The 20,415-nt window shown below is 68.1% G+C and carries 17 protein-coding genes and 1 pseudogene; 9 read left to right on the top strand and 9 right to left on the bottom strand.

What is annotated here, in order from left to right; all coding sequences use genetic code 11:
* Nucleotides 1-151 precede the first annotated feature (151 nt).
* The 7 genes from ACZ5WE_RS33395 to ACZ5WE_RS33425 form a co-directional block, all read right to left on the bottom strand.
* Nucleotides 152-2,245 carry a DUF6351 family protein gene (locus ACZ5WE_RS33395; protein ID WP_467694240.1) on the bottom strand — a complete coding sequence of 698 codons (2,094 nt, stop codon included), beginning with the start codon at nt 2,243-2,245 and terminating at the stop codon, nt 152-154.
* Nucleotides 2,246-2,389: 144 nt separating this feature from the next.
* Nucleotides 2,390-3,928, bottom strand: a complete 1,539-nt coding sequence (locus ACZ5WE_RS33400; RefSeq protein ID WP_467694241.1) for an acyl-CoA synthetase — start codon at nt 3,926-3,928, stop codon at nt 2,390-2,392.
* Nucleotides 3,919-5,016: an acyl-CoA dehydrogenase family protein gene (locus ACZ5WE_RS33405; RefSeq protein ID WP_467694243.1), complete on the bottom strand. Its 1,098-nt coding sequence runs from the start codon at nt 5,014-5,016 to the stop codon at nt 3,919-3,921. The genes ACZ5WE_RS33400 and ACZ5WE_RS33405 overlap by 10 nt, the downstream gene beginning before the upstream one ends.
* Nucleotides 5,009-5,800, bottom strand: a complete 792-nt coding sequence (locus ACZ5WE_RS33410; RefSeq protein ID WP_453641918.1) for an SDR family NAD(P)-dependent oxidoreductase — start codon at nt 5,798-5,800, stop codon at nt 5,009-5,011. The genes ACZ5WE_RS33405 and ACZ5WE_RS33410 overlap by 8 nt, the downstream gene beginning before the upstream one ends.
* A complete protein-coding gene (locus tag ACZ5WE_RS33415) occupies nt 5,797-6,162 on the bottom strand; it encodes a MaoC/PaaZ C-terminal domain-containing protein (protein WP_467694245.1) in 366 nt (121 codons plus the stop codon). Before ACZ5WE_RS33415 ends, ACZ5WE_RS33410 begins: the two co-directional genes overlap by 4 nt.
* A complete protein-coding gene (locus ACZ5WE_RS33420) occupies nt 6,159-6,545 on the bottom strand; it encodes a MaoC family dehydratase N-terminal domain-containing protein (RefSeq protein WP_467694247.1) in 387 nt (128 codons plus the stop codon). Before ACZ5WE_RS33420 ends, ACZ5WE_RS33415 begins: the two co-directional genes overlap by 4 nt.
* Nucleotides 6,542-7,732: a lipid-transfer protein gene (locus ACZ5WE_RS33425; protein WP_467694249.1), complete on the bottom strand. Its 1,191-nt coding sequence runs from the start codon at nt 7,730-7,732 to the stop codon at nt 6,542-6,544. The genes ACZ5WE_RS33420 and ACZ5WE_RS33425 overlap by 4 nt, the downstream gene beginning before the upstream one ends.
* A 242-nt stretch (nt 7,733-7,974) precedes the next feature.
* On the opposite strand from ACZ5WE_RS33425, the gene ACZ5WE_RS33430 reads away from it, so the two are divergent.
* Nucleotides 7,975-9,138, top strand: coding sequence for a TetR/AcrR family transcriptional regulator (locus ACZ5WE_RS33430; RefSeq protein ID WP_467694250.1), 1,164 nt, complete (start codon nt 7,975-7,977; stop codon nt 9,136-9,138).
* A 133-nt stretch (nt 9,139-9,271) separates the two neighbouring features.
* Nucleotides 9,272-9,556, top strand: coding sequence for an alpha/beta hydrolase (locus ACZ5WE_RS33435; RefSeq protein ID WP_467694252.1), 285 nt, complete (start codon nt 9,272-9,274; stop codon nt 9,554-9,556).
* Here ACZ5WE_RS33435 and ACZ5WE_RS33440 read toward each other — a convergent pair.
* Nucleotides 9,548-9,889 carry a hypothetical protein gene (locus ACZ5WE_RS33440; protein ID WP_467694254.1) on the bottom strand — a complete coding sequence of 114 codons (342 nt, stop codon included), beginning with the start codon at nt 9,887-9,889 and terminating at the stop codon, nt 9,548-9,550. The two genes, ACZ5WE_RS33435 and ACZ5WE_RS33440, sit on opposite strands and share 9 nt — an antisense overlap.
* Before the next feature lie 521 nt (nt 9,890-10,410).
* Here ACZ5WE_RS33440 and ACZ5WE_RS33445 point away from each other — a divergent pair.
* The 6 genes from ACZ5WE_RS33445 to ACZ5WE_RS33470 all read left to right on the top strand — a co-directional run bounded on the left by ACZ5WE_RS33445 (nt 10,411) and on the right by ACZ5WE_RS33470 (nt 18,432).
* Nucleotides 10,411-10,875: a hypothetical protein gene (locus ACZ5WE_RS33445; RefSeq protein ID WP_467694256.1), complete on the top strand. Its 465-nt coding sequence runs from the start codon at nt 10,411-10,413 to the stop codon at nt 10,873-10,875.
* Nucleotides 10,876-10,982: 107 nt separating this feature from the next.
* Complete coding sequence (locus tag ACZ5WE_RS33450; RefSeq protein ID WP_467694258.1) at nt 10,983-12,188, top strand: sensor histidine kinase; 1,206 nt, start codon at nt 10,983-10,985, stop codon at nt 12,186-12,188.
* Between the two features lie 188 nt (nt 12,189-12,376).
* Entirely contained in the window at nt 12,377-13,180 is an 804-nt protein-coding gene (locus ACZ5WE_RS33455) for a bestrophin-like domain (RefSeq protein WP_467694260.1), read from the top strand.
* A gap of 171 nt (nt 13,181-13,351) precedes the next feature.
* The gene (locus ACZ5WE_RS33460; protein ID WP_467694261.1) at nt 13,352-14,866 is read left to right on the top strand and encodes an NAD(P)/FAD-dependent oxidoreductase; all 1,515 of its coding nucleotides are present in this window, start codon (nt 13,352-13,354) and stop codon (nt 14,864-14,866) included.
* Nucleotides 14,867-15,253: 387 nt separating this feature from the next.
* On the top strand, nt 15,254-16,732 hold the full coding sequence (locus ACZ5WE_RS33465) for an MFS transporter (RefSeq protein ID WP_467694263.1): 1,479 nt from the start codon (nt 15,254-15,256) through the stop codon (nt 16,730-16,732).
* A gap of 614 nt (nt 16,733-17,346) precedes the next feature.
* A complete protein-coding gene (locus tag ACZ5WE_RS33470; protein WP_467694265.1) occupies nt 17,347-18,432 on the top strand; it encodes a hypothetical protein in 1,086 nt (361 codons plus the stop codon).
* A gap of 179 nt (nt 18,433-18,611) precedes the next feature.
* On the opposite strand, the pseudogene ACZ5WE_RS33475 reads toward ACZ5WE_RS33470, so the two are convergent.
* Nucleotides 18,612-18,736, bottom strand: a pseudogene (locus ACZ5WE_RS33475) (IS5/IS1182 family transposase); the annotation flags it as partial.
* 108 nt (nt 18,737-18,844) lie between these two features.
* Between ACZ5WE_RS33475 and ACZ5WE_RS33480 the strand changes: the two are divergent.
* A complete protein-coding gene (locus ACZ5WE_RS33480) occupies nt 18,845-19,216 on the top strand; it encodes a hypothetical protein (protein ID WP_467694266.1) in 372 nt (123 codons plus the stop codon).
* The last annotated feature ends 1,199 nt before the right edge of the window (nt 19,217-20,415 follow it).

Raw genomic sequence — 20,415 nt, forward strand, 5'->3', positions numbered from 1 at the left:
ACGCTCAGAGTGTTGAAACTCAGGGGGGGTGTCGCCCGAGTTCAATTGGTGTGTGGGTTTCTCGTCGTTGCACGGTCGCTCGAGGGCAGTCGGGGCAAGTCGCGCCACCGCACCGCCCGGCCGGGCAGCGCGGTGGGCGTCGGGGGCTGGATCAGCGGTGGCTGTAGTCGATCCAGGTGCTTGGCCGTTCGCTCTGGGCGGGACCCGGGCGGGTGTAGTCGCAGACACCCTTCGAGAAGGCCTTGCGCAGCTGCGCCCTTTCAGGTCCGGTGAAGGGCACTCGGTAGTCGGAGAAGTCCACTGGCTTCAGCGCGCACTTGAGCGAGGTCTGGGACAGGGGTTCGCCGGCCTGCAGGCGCGGGTCCGAGCCGATCGGATAGTCCTTTGCGCAGGGGCCGCTCGCCGGGTAGGTCAGGGGGGTGTGGATGCGCTTGTCGGGAGTCAGATAGCAGCCGTCGGACAGGTCGCCCGGCTTGTTCGCGATGACCTTCGCCTGCTTGCTGCGTGCGGTCTGGTCGGCGGCGATGTTGGTCAGCCAGCGGTCCATCGACTTCAGGACGTAGGCGTCCGCGGTCTGTGCCTCGCTCGGGGCCGGCTTGCTTTCGATGATGACGTGATTGGCGGAGGTTCCGTTGGCCGCCTTGAGTCGGGCCCGGGTGATGTACGACCACTGGGCGGTGTGGACGTCGAGCGGGATCTGGTCCATGTAGACGCGGTTGTCGATGATCGGGGTGCTGCGCAGCCCCAGGTGCATGCCGTTGAGCAGGTCGTCGCGGTAGGCCTCGGTCAGCGCCCGCGGGTCCGCCTGTGAACGTCGGGCCACCGGTGCGCCCTTGTCGTCGAACCCGCCGATCGAGGAGTTGAGCGCGATGAACTGGGCCGGGCTGATCTGCCGGCTCTTGAGCGCTTGGAGGCCGTACTGCACACCGACGTTGTCCAGGGTGCTGCGTACGAAGCCGGTCTTCGGGTCCCGGCCGAACTGGTTGGCGTAGGCCTCCATCAGCGTGCACTTCACACCGCCGGGGTTGGTCGTGGCGTTCCACAGTGCCGCGGCGGGGATCGACTTGTCACAGCGCACGGTCGGTCTGCGCAGATCGAAGCCCTGCTCCGCGCCGATGCAGGTGCCGTATTGGAGGAAGCCGGCCACCGCGTCCCGCTGCTTCGAGGTGAACGAGCTTCCGGCTCCGGCGAAGTAGCGTGCGAGCAGCTTGCAGTCGCTGGCTGTGGTCTTCTCTCCCGTGAACACATCCGGGAAGCCGACGGTGGGAATGATCCCGTCCAGGACCCCCGGGTAGGAGTCGGCGATGGTGAACTGCTGGATGCCGCCGCCGGACGCGCCCCAGCCGATGGTGTGTTTCGCCGGTCCGTAGGTCTCGGTGAAGTGTTCCTTCACCATCATGGCTGTCTCGGCCGAGACGGGGATGTTGCAGTTGGTCTGCAGCACGTTGAGGGTCGAGGAGGCGACCGCGTACCCCTTGGACAGGAACGTGTTGTTGAGTACGCCACCGGTCTGCGCGCCCTGATGGTGTCCGCCCGCGCAGCCGCCGCCGAAGCTGTAGACCAGTCGGCCGTTCCAGGACCGGGCGCGCTTCACAGGGGTCGGGTCGGTGCCGTCGTGGAGGGCTGCGATCTCGTAGACGGCGCGGTTGAGGGTGCCGGTCTCGACGCGGACGATGTAGGGGATCTGCCGCCCGTCGACGGTCGCGGTGGCGAGGTCGGCCGGGCGCTGGTCCGGGTCGGTGAGCGGCGCGAACGTGCCTGCTGTGCTGCGGTACTTGTAGCTGATCTTGGTGGGTGCTGAGCAGTGTGGCTGCCTGGCGGGGGCGAGGCCGAATGCGGTCGTCTGGCAGTAGAACGGCCTGGCCTGCGGGCCGGAGAAGACGGGGCCGGTGGCCGGGTGGTTGGTCAAGGTCCGGGTGGTGGTGCGGCCGCGGGATTCGGCGGTGATGTGGTTGCGGCCGTCTCTGAGGCCGGTGACCAGGCCGAGCAGGGTTCCGTCGGGCCGGCGCTGGAAGCCGTCCGCCGTGCGCCCGTTCACCTTCACGCGCACCGGGTCCTTCTTGCCGGGTGTCGTGATCTGCAGCAGTGCGTCCCCGCCGGTGGAGGTGGAGCGGTCCGGGGTCGATGCGAGGGCGATTCGCGGTGGGGGCCGGTCCGCGCCTGCCGCCGTGCCTGCCGGTGTCAGGGCGGCGGCTGTCAGGGTGGCGCAGATGAAGGTCACGACGCGGCGCAGGCTGCTGCGCATACGTGGGGTCCTCTCGTCAGGGCGTGACAGGGGTGTTCTCGGGACGCGTTGCGACGGCGCGGTCCACGAGGGCTGGGTCCACGAGGCTGGGACCATGAGGGCTGGGGCCATGAGGGCTGGGGCCACGTGCAGGGCGCTGGTCGGTCAGTTGACCGAGCGGTCCTTGTCCTTCCAGTGCGGCTTGCGCAGCTCGCGCTTGAGGATCTTGCCCGCGGGGGAGAGGGGGAGTTCGGCGACGAACTCGGCGGTGCGCGGGGCCTTGTAGCCGGCGACCAGCGTCTTGCAGTGCGTGCGCAGGTCGTCGGCGGTCGTCGTGACGCCGGGCTTGAGCACGACGACGGCGTGGACCCGCTCGCCGTAGGAGTCGTCGGGGACGCCGATGACGGCGCAGGTGGCGACGGCGGGGTGCTGGGCCAGGGCGTTCTCGACCTCGGCCGAGTACACGTTCTCACCGCCGGTGACGATCATGTCCTTGAGGCGGTCGACGATGTAGAGGTAGCCGTCGTCGTCCATGTACGCGCCGTCCCCGGTACGGAACCAGCCGTCCTGCAAGACCGCCGCGGTCTCCTGCGGCCGGCCCCAGTAGCCGCTCATGACGTGGCCGCCGCTGATGGCGACCTCGCCCACCTGACCGCGCGGCATTTCCTCTCCGTCGAGGCCGACGACCTTGACTTCGCAGTGCGGCGCGGCGCGGCCCGCGGAGCGCAGCCGGTGGCCGGAGCTGTGGTCGGCGTCGGTGAGCAGGGTGGCGACGGGGGCCACCTCCGTCATCCCGTACGCCTGTGTGAAGCGGGCCGAGGGGAAGGCGGCCATGGCGCGCTGGAGCAGGGCCTCAGGCATCGGGGAGGCGCCGTAGAGGAAGCTCTGGAAGCCGGACAGGTCGTGGGCCTCGCGGTCGGGATGGTCGACCAGCATCTGGATCATCACCGGTGGGAGCATGGCGGTGGTGACCTGGTGGTCCTCGATGGCCCGCATGGTGGCGACCGGTTCGTAGGAGGGGATGATGACGTGGGCGCCGCCGACGAGCATCTGCATGTTCCAGGCGGCCAGGGCCGCGAGGTGGAACAGGGGAGCGGCGTGCAGCATCCGGCCGCCGGGTACGGCGAGTTGGCTGCCGGCCTGGCTGCCGAGCGCGGAGACGATCATGTTGGCGTGGCTGAGCATGACGCCCTTGGGGAAGCCCGTGGTGCCGCCGGTGTAGAAGACCCCGGCGAGCGTGTCGCCGCCGTGCCGGCCGTCCGCTACCGGTTCGGCGTCGGCCAGCAGGTCCTCGTACGACGACAAGCCGTCGGCTGCGGGCTGCTCGCCGCAGTGCACCATGACGTCGAGGCCGTCGCGCAGCTGCTCCACGAGCGGGGCGAAGGCGTCGTCGACGAACAGGATGCGGGTGCCCGACTGCTCGAGGGAGTAGCGGATCTCCGGGGCTGCCCAGCGGATGTTGACCGGATTCACGACGGCGCCGATCCACCAGCTGGCCATCAGATATTCGAGGTAGCGGTCGGAGTTGAGGGCGAGCATGCCGATCCGGTCGCCCGGCCCGAGGCCGAGCCCGCGCAGCGCGCCGGCCAGGCGGGCGATGCGCCCGGCCGATTCGCGCACCGTGCGCGTACGGTCACCGAACACCGTGAACGGCGCGTCGGGGGACTGCTGCAGAGCACGTTGCAGGGCCTGGGTCAGGTACATGGCCGGCCCTCCTCGAGGGATCGGGCGATGAGCTCCTTCATGATCTCGTTCGCGCCGCCGTAGATCTTCTGGGCGCGGGCGTCCGCGTACATCCGGGCAATCGGGTATTCGCGCATGTAGCCGTAGCCTCCGAACAGTTGCAGACAGCGGTCGATCACCTGGCACTGGACGTCGGTGAGATACCACTTGGCCATCGACGCGGTGGTGGCGTCGAGTTCGCCGCGCAGATGGCGCTCCACGCACGAGTCGGCGAAGACCCGCCCGACCCGCGCGAGGGTGGCGCACTCGGCCAGTTCGAAACGGGTGTTCTGCAGCTTGATCAACGGCCCGCCGAAGGCACGCCGCTCCTTGACGTACGCGACGGTCTCGGCCACCGCACGCTCGGCGGCGACGACGGCCATCACGCCGATGATCAGGCGTTCCTGCGGCAGCTGCTGCATCAGCTGGGCAAGGCCGCGGCCCTCGACGCCCAGCAGGTTCGCCGCGGGCACCCGCACGTCGTCGAAGAACAGCTCCGAGGTGTCGGCGGCGTGCATGCCGAGCTTGTCGAGCACCCGGCCGCGCCGGATGCCGTCCGTCACGACGATCAGCGACAGCCCCTCACCGGTCTGGGCGGCCACGATGACCAGGTCGGCGGAGGCGCCGTTGGTGATGAACGTCTTCGACCCGGTGAGCACGTAGTCGTCGCCGTCGCGCACCGCCTTCGTACGGATGCCGCGCAGATCGGAGCCCGCGCCCGGCTCGGTCATCGCGACCGCGCCGACGAGTTCACCGGAGGCCAGGCCCGGCAGCCAGCGCAGCTTCTGCTCCTCGGTGCCGTACGCGAGGAGGTAGTGGGCGACGATGCCGCTGTGCACGAAGTTGCCCCAGCCGGTGTCACCCGCTCTGCCCTGCTCCTCGAAGACCGCCAGGTCCGCGTCGAAGCCGGCGCCGCCCCCGCCGTACTCCTCGGGGACCGAACAGCACAGCAGCCCCAACTCTCCGGCCCTGCGCCACACTTCACGGTCGACGAGCCGGTCGGGGTACGGCGTGACCTGGTCGGCCAGGAACTTGCGTGTGGTCTCGCGCAGCAGATCCAGCTCACTCATAGCCGCCCCCGCACACCAGGACCTGGCCGCTGACGTAGTCGGACTCCGGCAGGCACAGCAGATACACCGCGCCCGCCGCCTCCTCGGGCGTACCACCGCGGCCCAGCGGAATCATGCGGGCCATCGCGGCCAGCAGATCGGGGTTGACCCCCACCTTGATCTCCCTGCCCTCCACCTCGATCTCTCCCGCCCCGGAGGTCAGCCGGGTCTCGATCAGACCGAAGGCCACCGCGTTGACGTTGACCTGGTAGCGGCCCCACTCCTTGGACATGGTCTTGGTCAGCCCGACCACGCCCGCCTTGGCTGCGGAGTAGTTCACCTGCCCGGCGTTGCCGCCAAGGCCCGCGATCGAGGAGATGTTGACGACCTTGCGGTGATGGGCCACCGGATGCGCCTTCAGATACGGCTGAGCTGCCCGCAGCAGCCGGAACGGCGCCTTGAGATGCACGTCGAGGACGGCGTCCCACTGCTCGTCGGTCATCTTCTGTACGACGTTGTCCCAGGTGTATCCGGCATTGTTGACGATGATGTCCAAGCCGCCGAACGACTCGGTGCACACGTCCACGACGCGCTCGGCGAAGCCTTCCTCGCTCACGCTGCCCGGGCAGGCGACGGCCTGACCGCCGGCGGCCTTGATCTCGGCGACGGTCTCCTCCGCGGGCCCGGCGTCCAGGTCGTTGACGACGACGCGGGCGCCCTCCGCGGCCAGCTTCAGCGCGATCGAACGGCCGATGCCGCGGCCCGATCCGGTGACGATGGCGGCGCGGTCACTGAGCTTGCTCACAGTTCTCCTTCGATGATCGCGCTGCCGCGCAGGGTGACGGTGCCGTCCTCGAGGGACATCACGAGGTCCAGGTGGGTCAGGCCGTCCTCCACCTTGGTGATGCTCGCTTCGCACACCGGCTCGGCCAGGACGGGGGTGATGGAGGTGAAACGGACCTGGTAGGAGCGGAGGCGTTCCTGGGGGACCAGGTCGGTCAGCAGCCGCCCGAGGCAGGCCATGGAGAGCATGCCGTGGGCGAAGACGTCGTCGAAGCCGGCGTTCCTGGCGGCGTCGAGGTCGATGTGCAGGGGGTTGTGGTCCCCAGAGGCTCCCGCGTACAGGGCGAGCGTGGTCCGGCTGACCGGGGCCAGTTGGAGCTTCACGGGGTCACCACCGTCGTCGTGCTGAGGTCCGCGATCGGTGCGCCGTCCCGGGTGACCTTCGTGGTCCGTACGAGGAAGCGCAGTGCCTTCTTGGTGAAGTCGCCGGTGAGCTGGGAATTGAAGGTCAACTCGTCGCCTGCGTAGGCCAGGGCGTGATAGGTGAAGCTCTGTTCCCCGTGCAGCAGTTTGGCCAGGTCGACGCCGAGGTCCAGGAGGTAGCCGAAGGGGTCGTCGGCCTGCTTCATCTCCTGGCAGAACAGGTAGGTGGGCGGCACCGGCAGGTCCCGGTGGCCTGCTTTCCTGGCGGCCGCGACATCGGTGTAGACGGGATCGTGCTGTCCGGTCGCCTGGGCGAAGAACCGCAGGTCACTTCGGTGGATCATGAAACCTTCCCGGGCGTTTCGTAGAGGGTGACGACGCAGGCGCCGCCCAGACCGATGTTGTGCTGCAGCGCGAGACGCGCCCCGTCCACCTGGCGTGCGGCGGCCTGTCCGCGCAACTGCCAGACGAGCTCGGCACATTGGGCGAGTCCGGTGGCGCCCAGGGGGTGCCCCTTGGAGAGCAGGCCGCCGCTGGGGTTGGTGACGACACGGCCGCCGTAGGTGTTGTCGCCGTCGAGTACGAACTTCTCGGCCGTGCCCTCGGGCGTCAGGCCGAGCGCCTCGTAGGTGATCAACTCGTTGGCGGTGAAGCAGTCGTGCAGTTCGACCACGGGGATGTCGAGGGGGTCCACGCCGGATGCCTCGTAGACGGCTTCGGCAGCGTTCTTCGACATGTCGTAACCGACGACTTTCATCATGTCGCCGCCGTCGAACGCGCCGGGCGTATCGGTGGTCATCGCCTGGGCCTTGATCGCCACCTCCGCGCTCAGCCCGTGCCGGCGCGCGAAGTCATCGCTGCACAGCACCGCTGCCGCGGCGCCGCAGGTGGGCGGGCAGCACTGGAGCCGGGTCAGCGGCCCGTAGATGTGCGGCGAGGCCAACACCTCGTCCAGCGAGACCTGTGCGCGGAAGACGGCGTACGGGTTGTGCGCCGCGTGCTTGCGGGCCTTGACCGAGATCCGGGCGAAGGTCTCGGGTCGGGTGCCGTACCGCTCGGCGTAGGCGCGGCCGGCACCGCCGAAGAACTGGGCGGCGAAGGGCGCCTGTTCGTCCGTCCCCTGTATGCCGGTCATGGCGCTGGTACCGCGGGCCAGCGGCGCGGTCCGGTCGTCCCAGAAGTTCTTCAGCGCACCCTTTTGCATCTGCTCGAAGCCGACAGCAAGGACGCAGTCGGCCGCCCCGCTCTCGACGGCCTGCCGGGCGAGCCACAGCGCGCTCGATCCGGTGGAGCAGTTGTTGTTGACGTTGAGGATGGGGATCCCGGTCAGCCCGACGCCGTACAGGGCTGCCTGACCGCAGGTCGAGTCGCCGTACACGTAGCCGGCATAGGCCTGTTGGACCTGTTCGTATCCGATCCCGGCGTCGCTGAGGGCGGCCCTCGCGGCCCGCTCGCCCATCACGTCATAGGAGTCGCTCGCGCCCGGTTTGGCGAAGGGCACCATCCCTACGCCGAGCACCCGCACACTCATACCTGCTCCCTCCATTGGCTAACGAGGATTAACTTAGAGATGCGGATCGAGGGGTGCAAGAGGTGTACGCCGACGAGTTTCTGCTGTGTGTCGGCTTCGTGTCGGAGCGTGGATGGCCTTGACGGGGGAGGTGGGAACGTCCCGGAGTCTCCATGGCTATTGCATCTTCACTTGTGAAAGTGACGAGCGACGCAGGCAGGCGCCCTGCAGCCTCTAAGTGAACCTGCGCTAGCCTGATCCCCATGACCAGTCGACCTGCCAGACGCCCGCGTGACCGCAGGGAGACGATCATCAAGAAAGCCGCCGAGCTCTTTCACGAGAAGGGCTTCCACGGCGTCTCCCTGTCGGAGATCGCCACCGCGGTCGGCATCTCGGCGCCCGCCCTGTACCGGCACTTCACCGGAAAGCCCGATCTCCTCGCCCACGTACTGTCGGACACCTACGACCGCTTCGAGCACGTGGTCAACGCCGCCGACAGCGCGGAGGACGCGATGCGCGGCCTGGTCGACATCGCATCGGAGCGCAGGGAACTGGCCGTGCTGTGGCAGCGGGAGGCTCGACATCTCCCCGAGGACCGCCAGGGTGAGGCCCGGCAGCAGATGCGCGACCTGGGCGACGCCATCGCCCTCCTGCTCCGCCGCGACCGGCCGGAACTCTCCGAAGCGGCCGCCGACATGCTGACCTGGGCCGCGCTCAGCGTGGCCGTCAGCCCCGGCCATCACCGCGTGCCCTGCTCCGCCGGCCGGCTCCGCGAGCGGATCGCGGAGCTGTCCATCACGCTGCTTCGCAAGGGCGTCACGTACGACGACGCGCCCGCCGCTCCGATGCCCGCCACGGGCGGAGGCCTCGCTCTGGCCTCACGCAGGGAGACCCTGGTCGGGGCGGCCACCAAGCTGTTCAGCAGCCGAGGCTTCCTCCAAGTCAGCCTCAATGACATCGGCGCGGCCGCGGGCATCGCGGGGCCCAGCGTCTACAAGCACTTCTCCAGCAAGGGCGAGATCCTCTTCGAGATGCTCAACCGGGGCGCGGCGGTGCTGCAGCTCGAAGTAACCAGAGCGATGTCCACCGCACACACACCGCACGAGGCACTCGACGCACTGACGCGCGGCTACGTGGAGATGTGCGCCGACCACACCGACCTGATCGCCGCCCTGGTCACCGAGGTGCACCACCTGCCCGACGACCAGCGCCACACCATCCGCCGCATCCAGCACGACTTCGTGGCCGAGTGGGTCGAACTCGTCTGTCGAGTCCGACCCGAACTGGGCCAGACACAAGCCCAGTTGGTCGTGCACGGCGTGCTCGGCCTGATCAACGACGTACTCAGAATCCCCCGCTTCCGCACCCGCCCACGCCTCACGGAAGAACTGGTCGGCCTGTCCGGCTTGCTCCTGAACGGGCGCTGACGTGGGTGCCCGAGCCCAGTTGTCGACGCGCTCGGCGCAATCCGCTTGGACTGCCTGCGCACTGCACTTCAGGCTGTGAACGAGGGCGATGGCACCGGCCTGCCGCGGCTCTCCGGTACAGCCTAGAATCCGGATGACAGCAACATCGCGGTCCGGGCCAACACCGTCTCGAGCTGAAGGCGCCGACCCCATCTTGGTCGTCGGCGCCTACCGTGACCCGGCCACCCCGCACGCATGTGCGAAAGCACTGGCCGGCCAGCTGGACTCGGGGGTCCTGCTCACCCACGACGGAGATGCACAGAACGATAGCGCTGCGGCTGATGAATCATGGCGGGTGGTGTTCCGTGCGTCCCCAAACCGCGCACTGCCCGAAACACAGTCGGACGGGCCGCGACAGCCCAGAAAGCACTCAGGCTGATTGTTCGCCCTGAGCGGCCGGAGAACGGTTCGCCGCGGCCTCATGTACGCGGCCCCACTCATCAACCGTGACAGTCAGCCGTTCCCGGATGGAGGTCGCCATGGGCGCACTGAAGCCACCAAGCGTGAGTACAGCCAGGACGGCTGACATCGCATGCAGAAGACGATTCCCATGCCGCTTCTTGACCAGCACCATCCTCAGCGGGCTGCGGGACTCCACCCGCCACCCCTCAGTGGCGCGCGCCCGCACCGCCTCCTCCAGCAGCGCCGTACGTCGCGGCTCGTCCAGCACCTCGCCGTCATGTGTCGCAGGCCTCAACCTGTCCGGGTCCATCCACCCATCCTGCGCTGACCAGCCCGCCACTGCACCCTGAAACCGCCGTGCTTCCGGTTCGGTGAGGTGGTAGCTGTTCTCGTGAACGGTGAGACAGCGATACGCGTGGTGCGCACATGACGTCAGAGTGACGTGGGTGGCGTCCAGTCATGTTGACCGGAACGTACTGTCGGCGGATTTCACGGCCCTGGCCGGCCACGGCGGGGTTGTCGGGCGCGGAGTTTCCACTCGCGCAAAGGTCCTGGGAGTGTTGTCCGGGTGTGGCGGGGGCCCCATCTGATGATGGGGCCATGGTCGAGCACCACCTGCAGTGGCATCGGCGCCGCTACGCCGTAGCCGCGTGTGTTCTGTTCGCGGCTGGATGCGCCGACGCCGAGGGACTGCGGAGCGACGGTGACGCCGGCACAGTTCAGGCGCCCTTGTCGCTGTGGCCGAAGACGCGTCCTTCGCCGCCCCGGACCGGTGAAGACCCTGGGCTGCCCGCCCAGGTCCCGGGAACGGCTGTGGTGCGTTCCAGAAGCATGCGCGATGTCGACGCAGTGGACGTGGTGAAGGCCGACCTGGCCGCCGCAGGCAGGGCCGACAGGGGAGCGGGGACGTTGGTGGACCCCCGGGCTGTGGACCTTCTACGGGCCTGCACCGGTGCTGCATGCCAGGTGCGTCCTGCGGTGTACCGGGACTTGACCCAGGACGGAGAACCCGAGTTGATCACCGCGGTCGACATCGACGGGAGGGTGAGCGAACTGCGCGTGTATACGGCCATGCACGGGGCGGTTACCCGGGTCCTCTCGCGCCGGGGGGCCTTGCAGGCTGTGGAGGTTGCGGCTGGGCATCTGACCGTGAGGGAGCCGACGTCGAACCCCCTGTACGTGAGTGTCTCCACCTACAAGTGGGACAAGGACATGATGCGGCTGAACGGCCTGGCGCTGGACCAGTGCCCTGCCGGAAATGCTGCGGAGTCGCCCTGCACGGACAGTGACGCATGACGGCGGGAGCACGCGCGGCATTTCGGCAACTGCGCCCTGCATGGGCATCGAGCCTGCGCTGGAAGGTCGCTCTTACCGTCACGGCCGCCAGTTGCACGGTCGCGGTCGTGCTCGGGGTATTGGTCCACAACGTCGTTGCCCGCCAGACCGTCGAGCGGGAACGCACCGACGCCGTCTATGACTTGGAGGAGGCCGTCGGGTACTACTCCTATGGCATGACCGCACAGAGCACTCGATGGGCGCTCGATCCACCGGGTCTCCCAAGAGAACTACGGGAGCTGACGCGACGGGGCATGCAGGGCAGCATGGTCGGCAGCCGTGATGGCCAGCCGGTGATGTGGGCCGCCACCCCGACAGAGGGGCAGATCCTGGCCGTGTGGTCCCCATACGGGAAGACCCGCAGCCACCTCGAGCAGATGGACGCCGCCATCCTCGCATCTGCTGTGGCGGCGGCTGTGGTGGTCACCCTTGCCGGACTCGTGATCGCGGGACGCATCAGCCGTCGGCTGACCGGGACGGCAGCTGTTGCCCGCCGCATCACCGAGGGGGACCTTGACGCGCGGGTTGGCATGTCGGTGAGCAGTAGGCCGGGCGCAGACCGGGATGAAGTCCGCGCGGTAGCCGAAGCACTGGACTCGATGGCCGGGGCGTTGCACGACCGCCTGGAAACGGAGAAGCGTTTCACCGCGGATGTCGCCCATGACCTGCGCACGCCGCTGGCCGGGCTGCTGGCCGCCGCTGGGGTGCTGCCCGAGGGGCGTCCCAAGGAGATGATCACCGATCGGATCAAGGCCCTTCACCTGCTGACCGAGGACCTCCTGGAAGTCTCCCGGCTGGACACGGGCACGGAACAGGCCGACCTCGAGACCCATGATCTCGCGCCGTTGGTGCGGCGTGCGGTAGGGGCCACCGGCCTTCCGGTGGAGGTGCGCATCGTTCGCGACGCTCACGTACTCACCGACCGGCGGCGTCTGGACCGGGTCCTGACCAATCTGATCACCAATGCCGACAAACACGGGCGGCCTCCCACCGTCGTCACAGTCGACGGATCCACTGTGGAAGTACGCGACCACGGACCGGGCTTCCCGCAGGACATCCTCGACCACGGACCACAGCGCTTTCGTACCGGCGATCCCGGCAGAGGGCGGGGCCACGGCCTCGGTCTGACCATCGTCACGGGCCAGGCAGCCGTCATCGGCGCCGGGCTGCACTTCGCCAACGCCCCTGACGGAGGCGCCCGCACCGTCTTGTCCCTCCCGGCGGTCGAGGACGACACCACCCTGCCGCCCACCCGGTCGGGTCAGGGAGCTTGATCGTGCCACCGTCTGCCAGGAGCTTCGTAGCACGGGATTGTCCAACTCGTGACCGGCCCCGTGAGGTCCGGGCGCTGCTTCTGCCGCCGCCCGGGTGAGCGCCAGCCGAGGCCGTGTCGCGTCAGCTGCAGATGACGGCGGCAGGAGATGATCTTGGCTGACACCCAGCAAGGTGGAGGCGCAACATCTTGGTCATCACGGTCGTGGCCGCAGCCCTGGCTCTGATCGCAGGGCTGGTGGGCCACCGTTTCCTGCGTGGCCGACTGGAGGCCGAGGAGACACCTGCTCTCACCATCCGCGACTTCGTGCTGCCGCTGCAGACCCTCACCGTTTTTGTCCTCGCCTTCGTCCTGGTCACGGCTTCGGGATCGAACGGCAAGGCGGACGAAGCGGTGCGCAAGGAGGCGGGCGTCGTGGACCACATGTTCGAGGTCGCCGACTACGCGCCAGCGGCTCAACGTCAGCGCCTGCAGGCCGATGTCGTCTGCTACGTGCGTGCGGTGCGCGCCCAGGAGTGGCCCGCCATGGCGCACGGTCAGGCCTCGGAGGCACCCAACAGATGGAGTACCGACTTCCGTACCGCTCTGCGGCAGATGGGTGACGACGCTTCTGCGTTCGGCATGCTCGTCTCCGCCGACAAGGAGCGCTCCGAAGCACGCCAGACACGCATCGCCGAGTCCACGCCCGCCATTCCCAGCGCCGTGTACTGGCTCATGCTCGCCGCCCTCGCCTTCCTGGTCATCACCCTCGCTCTGTGCCTGCCACGTCAGAACGCCGCCCTTGTCACCACCGGTCTTGTCATCCTGACCGTGCTGCTGACCTCCGTACTCCTCGTCATCCGTGATGTCGAGCGGCCCTTCAGCGGCGTCATCAAGGTCACGCCGGTCGCCATGACGACGGTCGAGAACGACATCAGTGAGGATTTCAACACCGCCTACGGCGACGGTCGGCTTCCTTGTGACCGTGCAGGCAAGCCACGCAATGCCACCTGACCGGGGCAGCCGGCAGCGCGGGTCTGTGCCGCCGCGGCAAACGCGTGTTGCGCTGATAGGCCACTGCGGTCATGCCAGGCGATGCCACGCCTGCAGTTCACCGGTGGGTGGCCGGCCAGCCAGCGGTCAGGCCGGAACCGATACCGACTCGCGAAGGAACAGGAGACGGTGGTGACGGAATCTGTCGTGGACGTCGCCGTGGTGGGCAACGGCGTGCTGGGGCTGTCCATCGCGGTCGAAGTAGCCCGTAGGGCACCTCAGTTGAGGATCGCGGTCATCGGACCACCAGGGCGTGAGGGAGCGGCGACCGTCGCGGCCGGCGCCATGAACAACTGCTTCGGTGAGGTCACCACCAACACCGACCAGCACCCGGCCTCCCGGGCCAAATTCGCGATCGCCCGCCAGGCCCTTGCGGACTGGCCCGCCTGGCGCGACATGCTCACCGACACCTCGGCATCCGAGACCGCCGCCGCTCTGACCGCCTCCGTCACCGACGGCACGTTCATCATCCTCAGTAGCGCCTCGGGCCGCATCGCCGAGGAGAACTTCGAGGCGATCCGCCGTGCGCTCGCCCAGCACCACCAGGCGCACCAGGACGTCGACCCCAGCACGATCGAGGGCCTGAACCCGCAACGACATCTCCGTCCCCTGCGGGCTCTGTATCTGCCGGACGAGGGCGCGGTGGATGCGCGCTGCGTTCTGGCCGCGCTCGAGGAGTCCGCCAAGGCCCGGGGCATTCAGATGGTTCCCGCGACTGCCCGCTCCATCGCCGTTCGCTCCGGCAGCGTCCGTGGGGTGCATCTGACCGTGGGCGACACACTCGCCGCCGGCACCGTTGTGGTGGCGGCGGGCAGCATGAGCCTGACCCTTCTTGACGACGTACTGCCTCCCGGCGCCGTGCCGCCGATGTTCCACGGAACGGGCCTGGCCGCCATCACCCGGCGACCGCAGACCGGCGGGGCGCCGGAAACGATCCGCACCCCCAACCGGGCCGCCTCGTGCGGTATGCACGTGGTGCCGCTGGCCGGCCCGCACCGCCAGTACGTCGGTGCCACCAGCGTGATCAGCGCCCACCCTCCGACCGGTCCGGAACTCGGCACCACCGCCGATCTGTTGCAGGCCGTCAGCACCCAGATCGACCAGGACATCTTCTCCGCGCAGGTCGAGCAGTGGCTGTGCGGGCGCCGCCCCATCCCCCTGGACTGCTTCCCCCTGATCGGACCGGTCCCCTCCCTCCCCGGCTTGATCCTGGCCACCGGCACCTACCGCGACGGATTCCACTCCTCACCCGTCATCGCCCGCCACCTCGCCGACACCATCCTGGGTTCGCACCCCGACGGCTGTGCGGCGGACTTCGCGTGCCTGGCACCCGAACGCCCGCCCATCTGGACCACGACGCCGCAGCAAGCCGTCACCGAAACCGTCCGCCACTACCTCGACGCCCTTGACGAACACGGCCTGCGCATCCCACCCCTGCTCACCGACGGTCCGCTGTCCGACGCTCTGCGCCGACGCATCCAGCAGGTGTACGACCAACTGCCGCAACCCACCGCGCTGCCACCCGAAATCGCCCTGTCCGAATTCGTCCTGCCCTCACGAGACGCCGCCACCGGCCCCGGCCAGCTCACACGGCTGAACGACTATCTCAATGCCGCCCACCGCCACCACAACCTGAGCGAATCGTGACCCGGACCGGCTAGCCCCTATGCCTCAATATGCGGCTGGAGCGGTGTTGCCTCGTCACTGGTGTGCGGCGGGGGCTCAGGGGTTGTACGGTGGACCGGTTCCTGTGCCGAGTTTTCGGTGGCAGCGACCGGACTTCCTGTTCCTTCTGTGTCGATCTTGAGGTGACGTCTTATCAACCAGGCCATGTAGTCGTCCGTGTTCCCCGCGTGCTGTTGTGTCGCACGTGTCCGGGGGCGGACGTCGCGCTGGCCTGAGTTGCGTCACCCTTCCCCGCAGTTTCTTTCCCGGGTGCAGCTCTGCCGTCTGCCCCGGGCTCTGGTGTTTTCCGGCCCCGGTGCGGCTGTCGGCAGGGCTCCCCGATTCCTTTGGATCAGGAGTTTTCCCGTCGTGTCTTCCTCCGCGCTCGGCAACGAGCCGCAGCACACCACCCAGACCCCAACCCACCCAGCACCTCGCCGCCCCGAAATGGCCCTGGCGGCCTGGATCGCCCTCTTGGTGCTGCTGACCGCCGAGCTGATGAACATGCTCGACCAGTCGGTCGTCCTGACCGCCCTGCCCGCGATCCAGGAGTCGACCGGCGCCGGGCCGGTCGCGGTGCAGTGGCTGACCACCGCCTATTCCCTGCCCGTCGCCGTCGGGCTGATCACCGGCGGACGGCTCGGTGACATCTACGGCCGCCGCAGGATCCTGCTCATCGGCACCGTGGTGTTCACCGCCGCCTCGCTGCTGTGCGGTCTGGCCACCGGCCAGGGCGTGCTGATCGGCGCCCGCCTGCTCCAGGGCGTCGGCGTGGCCGTGATGATCCCGCAGGTCCTGGCGACCATGCACGTCACCTTCGAAGGCCAGAACCGCAGCAAGGCTTTCGGCCTGTACGGGGCCGTCCTGGCCATCGCCAACGTCATGGGCCCGGTCCTGGGCGGCGTACTCACCCAAGCCGACCTGTTCGGGCTGTCCTGGCGGCCTATCTTCCTGGTCAATGTCCCCGTCGGGCTGGCCGTACTGCTCCTCGGACGCACATTCATCCCCGAATCGACCGTCCGCAAGGCCGACCGGCTCGACCTGGTCGGCATGCTGCTGTCCGGCCTGGCCATCGTCCTGATCCTCTTCCCGCTCACCGAGGGCCACGCCCACGGATGGCCACTGTGGTGCTTCGTCATGCTCGCCGCCGGCGCCCTTGTCCTCGGTGTCTTCCTGCGCCACCAGCGGCGCAGGCAGGGCAACGCCCCGCTGGTGCCCCTGGCCCTCTTCCGGGTCAGGCAGTTCTCCGGGGGCATGGCCGCGGACCTGCTGCACGGCCTGCTGTGCGGCCTGTTCTTCATGACCTGGACGCTGTACCTGCAGCGCGGTCTGGGTATGAGCCCGCTCCACGCGGCCCTGGCCTTCGTGCTGCTCTCCGTGGGAGAACTGGGCGGCGCGACGGTCGCAGCGAAGACCGCCGGACGTTTCGCCCGCCGTCTGCCGCAGGCCGGAGCCCTCGTCGCGACCGCTGCGATGGTCACCTACGGGCTCCAGATCGGCAGCCACCAGGCCGACCTGTCCCTTCTGGCGATGACCGCTCCGGTGGTGCTGATCGGCTTCGGCCTGGGCATGGTCTCCGGCCCGCTCGCCGATTTGTCGCTGGCCAGGGTCCCGCACGAGGACGCCGGCTCGGCCTCGGGCTTGTTCAACACCGCCATTCACCTGGGCATCGCGCTGGGCACCGCGCTGACCGCCGTGGTGTTCTTCGCCATCACCGGCGGCTCTCCCGACGGCGCGGTCAACCGCGACGCGTTCGTCACCGTGCTGTGGTGGGTCGGCGGCCTCCTGGCCCTGATGTGGGCGCTGATGTTCTGCCTGCCCAAGCACACCAACAATCAGGCCCACTGATCCACCCCGCGGCCCGCCACCTTCCAAGATCCCCGACAGCGTCGGGGATCTTGGCCATGTGGGCGCTTCTCCGACTGGCCCTTGCTCGTCAGCGGACACTCAAAGTCCGATGGCACACGATCAAGGTTCGATGGCAAAGGGCACCTGGTGCTGCCGAACAGGGTCGGCGACGGTCCAAGGGGAGGGGAGACCATGACCGAGAGACCACTGGGCTGCTCGCAGCGGACGTGGCACAGACCATCATCAAGGTCAGGGGCTGGGAGAGGGCCCGTACGAAGTGGTTCGGCATGGACCGGGAGCGCATCGACTTCCTGCCGCTGCCATCTCCTGGTGGTGGGACCTGCTGGAGCCGTGGGGCCCCCGACATGCCAGTACCCCGTGCGTGATCAGCGGTCTGACCTGGTGTCCTCGACCTGCCCCCGGCAGGTGGTCCGGCGCTGCGGGGGCGGTCCCCTGTCTGTAAATATTTGGGGGCCAGCGGTCCGTCTATTGGCCTTTCGGTCAGCGTGCGTCTGACCTTTTTACTGACGCGGCGTGTCGTTCCAAAACCGTAGCGTTATGGGTGTCGGAGGAAAGGGACAAGGCCCTTCCTCACTTAGAAAGAGAGACTTCCCATGATGCGTCACTTGTACTCGCGCCGCACGATCCGTACCACCGCCATCACCCTCGGTGCTGCCGTCGCGCTCGGTGCGCCGGCCGCCGCCTATGCCGCCGCGCAGGACTCCGGCACGGAGCACCAGACGGCCGTCACCTCGGGTGCGCACGCCGGCAACCACAACATGGACGTCTTCTCCGTCGCCCAGCAGCGCAAGCTGGTCCAGACGCAGAAGCTCGCGGACGGCTCGGTCGGTAAGATTTACAAGGTCGGCGGGAAGTTCGAGGCCGACATCTTCTACCAGGGTAAGAAGATCGGCACGCTGAAGGCCGGAAAGACTGTCCTCAAGCACCACGGCGTCAACTACAGCTTCCATCCCTACAAGGGAAAGCTGTGGGCGGAAAAGGCCGGTAAGGCCAAGCCGAACAGCGACGAGCAGAAGAAGAGGGACGGGATTACCGACCCGATCCCGAACCCCACTCCGGATGACGGGATTACCGACCCGATCCCGAACCCCACTCCGGATGACGGGATTACCGACCCGATCCCCACTCCGGATGACGGGATTACCGACCCGATCCCCAACCCCACCCCCGATGACGGGATCACCGACCCGATCCCGAACCCCACCCCCGACGACGTCTCCGGGGCCGCCCCCGCGGGCCCGGCGGCCGCCCTGCCCAGCGCGCTGACAGCGAGCTCGCACACCGCCGCGCCGCACTCGGTGATCACCGTGGTGCAGCAGGGCAAGGCCGGCAAGAAGCTGGTCGCCGTCAAGGGCCTGGTCGACGGCTCGGTCGCCAAGGTCTACAAGACCGGCAAGACCTTCCGCGCGGAGATCACCTCCAAGGGCAAGTCCGTGGGTGTCATCAACGGCCGCGGCACGATCAAGTTCGGTGAGACCGGAGGTCTGGGCGTCGTGAACGTCACGATGACCTCCAACGGCAAGGTCACCTCCTGGCTCAGCAGCCCCAAGCCGAAGCCCGGTGCGGGACAGGACGAGCAGCAGAAGGACGACAAGAAGGACGAGCCGATCAAGCCGATCCCGGCCCCGGACGACGACATCGCCCCCACCCCGCTGCCGGAGGCAGGCGCTGCCGCTTAAGTGATACTCGTTCGAGTGGGAGAGACGCAGCACAGCGCGATGCCCTGCACAACGATGTGCAGGGCATCGCGCTGTGCCACCCGCCCCGCTACGACAGAGCACGCGGTGACCAGTGCGAAGGCTGCATTCCGTCCTTGCCCCCTACCCCGGCGGGGCGAGGCAGTGCCGGGGCAGGGGAAAGCGAGCCGTCGTCGCAAGTGCCGGTAGTCGTAGCCTTGTCTCCGTGCTTGCCAGGCCGTCGCCGTCGAAGACCTCGGCGGAAGCGGACGGCCGGGGAGCCGCGGACCAGCGGGATGGATTCCTGGCCGCTGCTGGCGCAGGTCAGCTAGGCCGCCGCATCGTGGAGCGAGAGCGAACTACTGCTGGACCAACGGTGACCAGCGCAACTCTGGCTAGGATGCGAGGAGTTGGAATGATCTGGGGGATGCGTGCTGCAACGAGTTCGCACTATGTGGCACGAAACGCCGCCGCTCACCAAGACGCTCTGCGAGGTTATGCCGCCGATGGGCGGCGTGATCATCGCTTAGGAGTCATTGGCGATCTCCGCGGATGGTGGAAAGGGCTGGGGTTCCTGACCAACCTCGTGTCATCCTTCGCGGGCCTGATGTTTGCCGTGCCGTTTGCGCTGGTGGCACTCAGTCGACTCGGAGAGGCTCATGCGCTGCTCGCGCTGCTCGCGCTGCTCGCCGAACAGCGAACCACAGCATGGCATTCTGAAAGAGTCCTTTCCGATTTCCATGCGAGTTGGTCACGGCTCGATGTGTCGTTACGGGGGATTGATTAGAAGGTGCTGACTGATACGCAACGGCCCGACGGTGTTGTGACGTTGGCGCGGTGCTGGTGATCAGCTGCGGTCTTCGGCGCTGTTGTCGATGATCGCTCGGAACAGCTCGCGAGCCCGCTCGAAGAACTGCTCGACCCTCCGTGATGTCCGGCTCGGCACCGTCAGCCAGCATCCGGGTCTGGAGCTGCTCGGAGCGCAGACCGCCATAGCGGGCCCGCACCTCAGCGGTCGCCGGCTGGACCGCGATGTGCAGGTGCTTGCGCGCGTCGCGGCCGTGCGACCACATGCAAATGCAGGTCTGCTCGGGCTGGCACAACGTCTCTACGACACGAGTGTTATCGCGCACGCGCAGCAAGGGGCCGAGTTCTCCCGCTGCCGTATGGTCGAGCTCCGCCATGGCCACGAGGTGCTCCCGCGGACTGACGATCAAGGTGCCGAGGCTCATCGGACCGACGACGTGGTTCACCACCAAGCACCGGTCTCATGCAGGACGCCCCCGGGTAACTCCCGGCGGCCCCGAGCCATTGCCCGAGAAATTCGGCGGCGCTTGTTCGTGGCGGCCACCGTAGTCATGGCGGGTGCATCCTTGAGCCCGGCCGTTGCATTCTGCGCCTCGGAGGTGCCTCCCGCTTCCCAGCACCAGGAAGATGACCAGGTGCATGACCCACGGCTACCTGGAGTTCGCTCTGTCGCCCCTTCGAAGAGGTTGACATCGGGAGGTGACGAGAATGGCTACGAATGGCTACGCGCTGATGTAACTCCCCTATGCACAGCACCCCTTGTCGCGTGCGGCTGGCGGTTTGCAGGATCAGGGAGGGCGGACGGGTCGCGCCGGGCGGGCCCTTCTGCTCCGCGTCTGCGGTAGGGGCAGCGGAAGGCGAGGAGGGTTACACAACTGGGAGTTTGGCGGGGGCGGCTATCGCAATCATGGGCGTGACCTCCAGGCTGAGCGGGTGCAAGGCCTGGCTGCGGTGCGGCATGACGAAGAGCCCCATGCTCTTGAGAACAGCCCTCTGCGGGACTCGTCGCACCCGGGCCCACGCGCGGTGTCTGTGTGGACCTGCGGTGTGAATGGTGTCCGGGTCGGTGTTTGCGCTGTTCAGGGCACGTGGATGCCCGCACGTGTGTGCCCGCAGCGCTGTTGCGCTGCGGGCTTGGTCCGATCGGCTGGGCCCACTGGAGGGGTTCCGCTGCGGACG

The sequence above is a fragment of the Streptomyces sp. NPDC033180 genome (assembly GCF_055577645.1).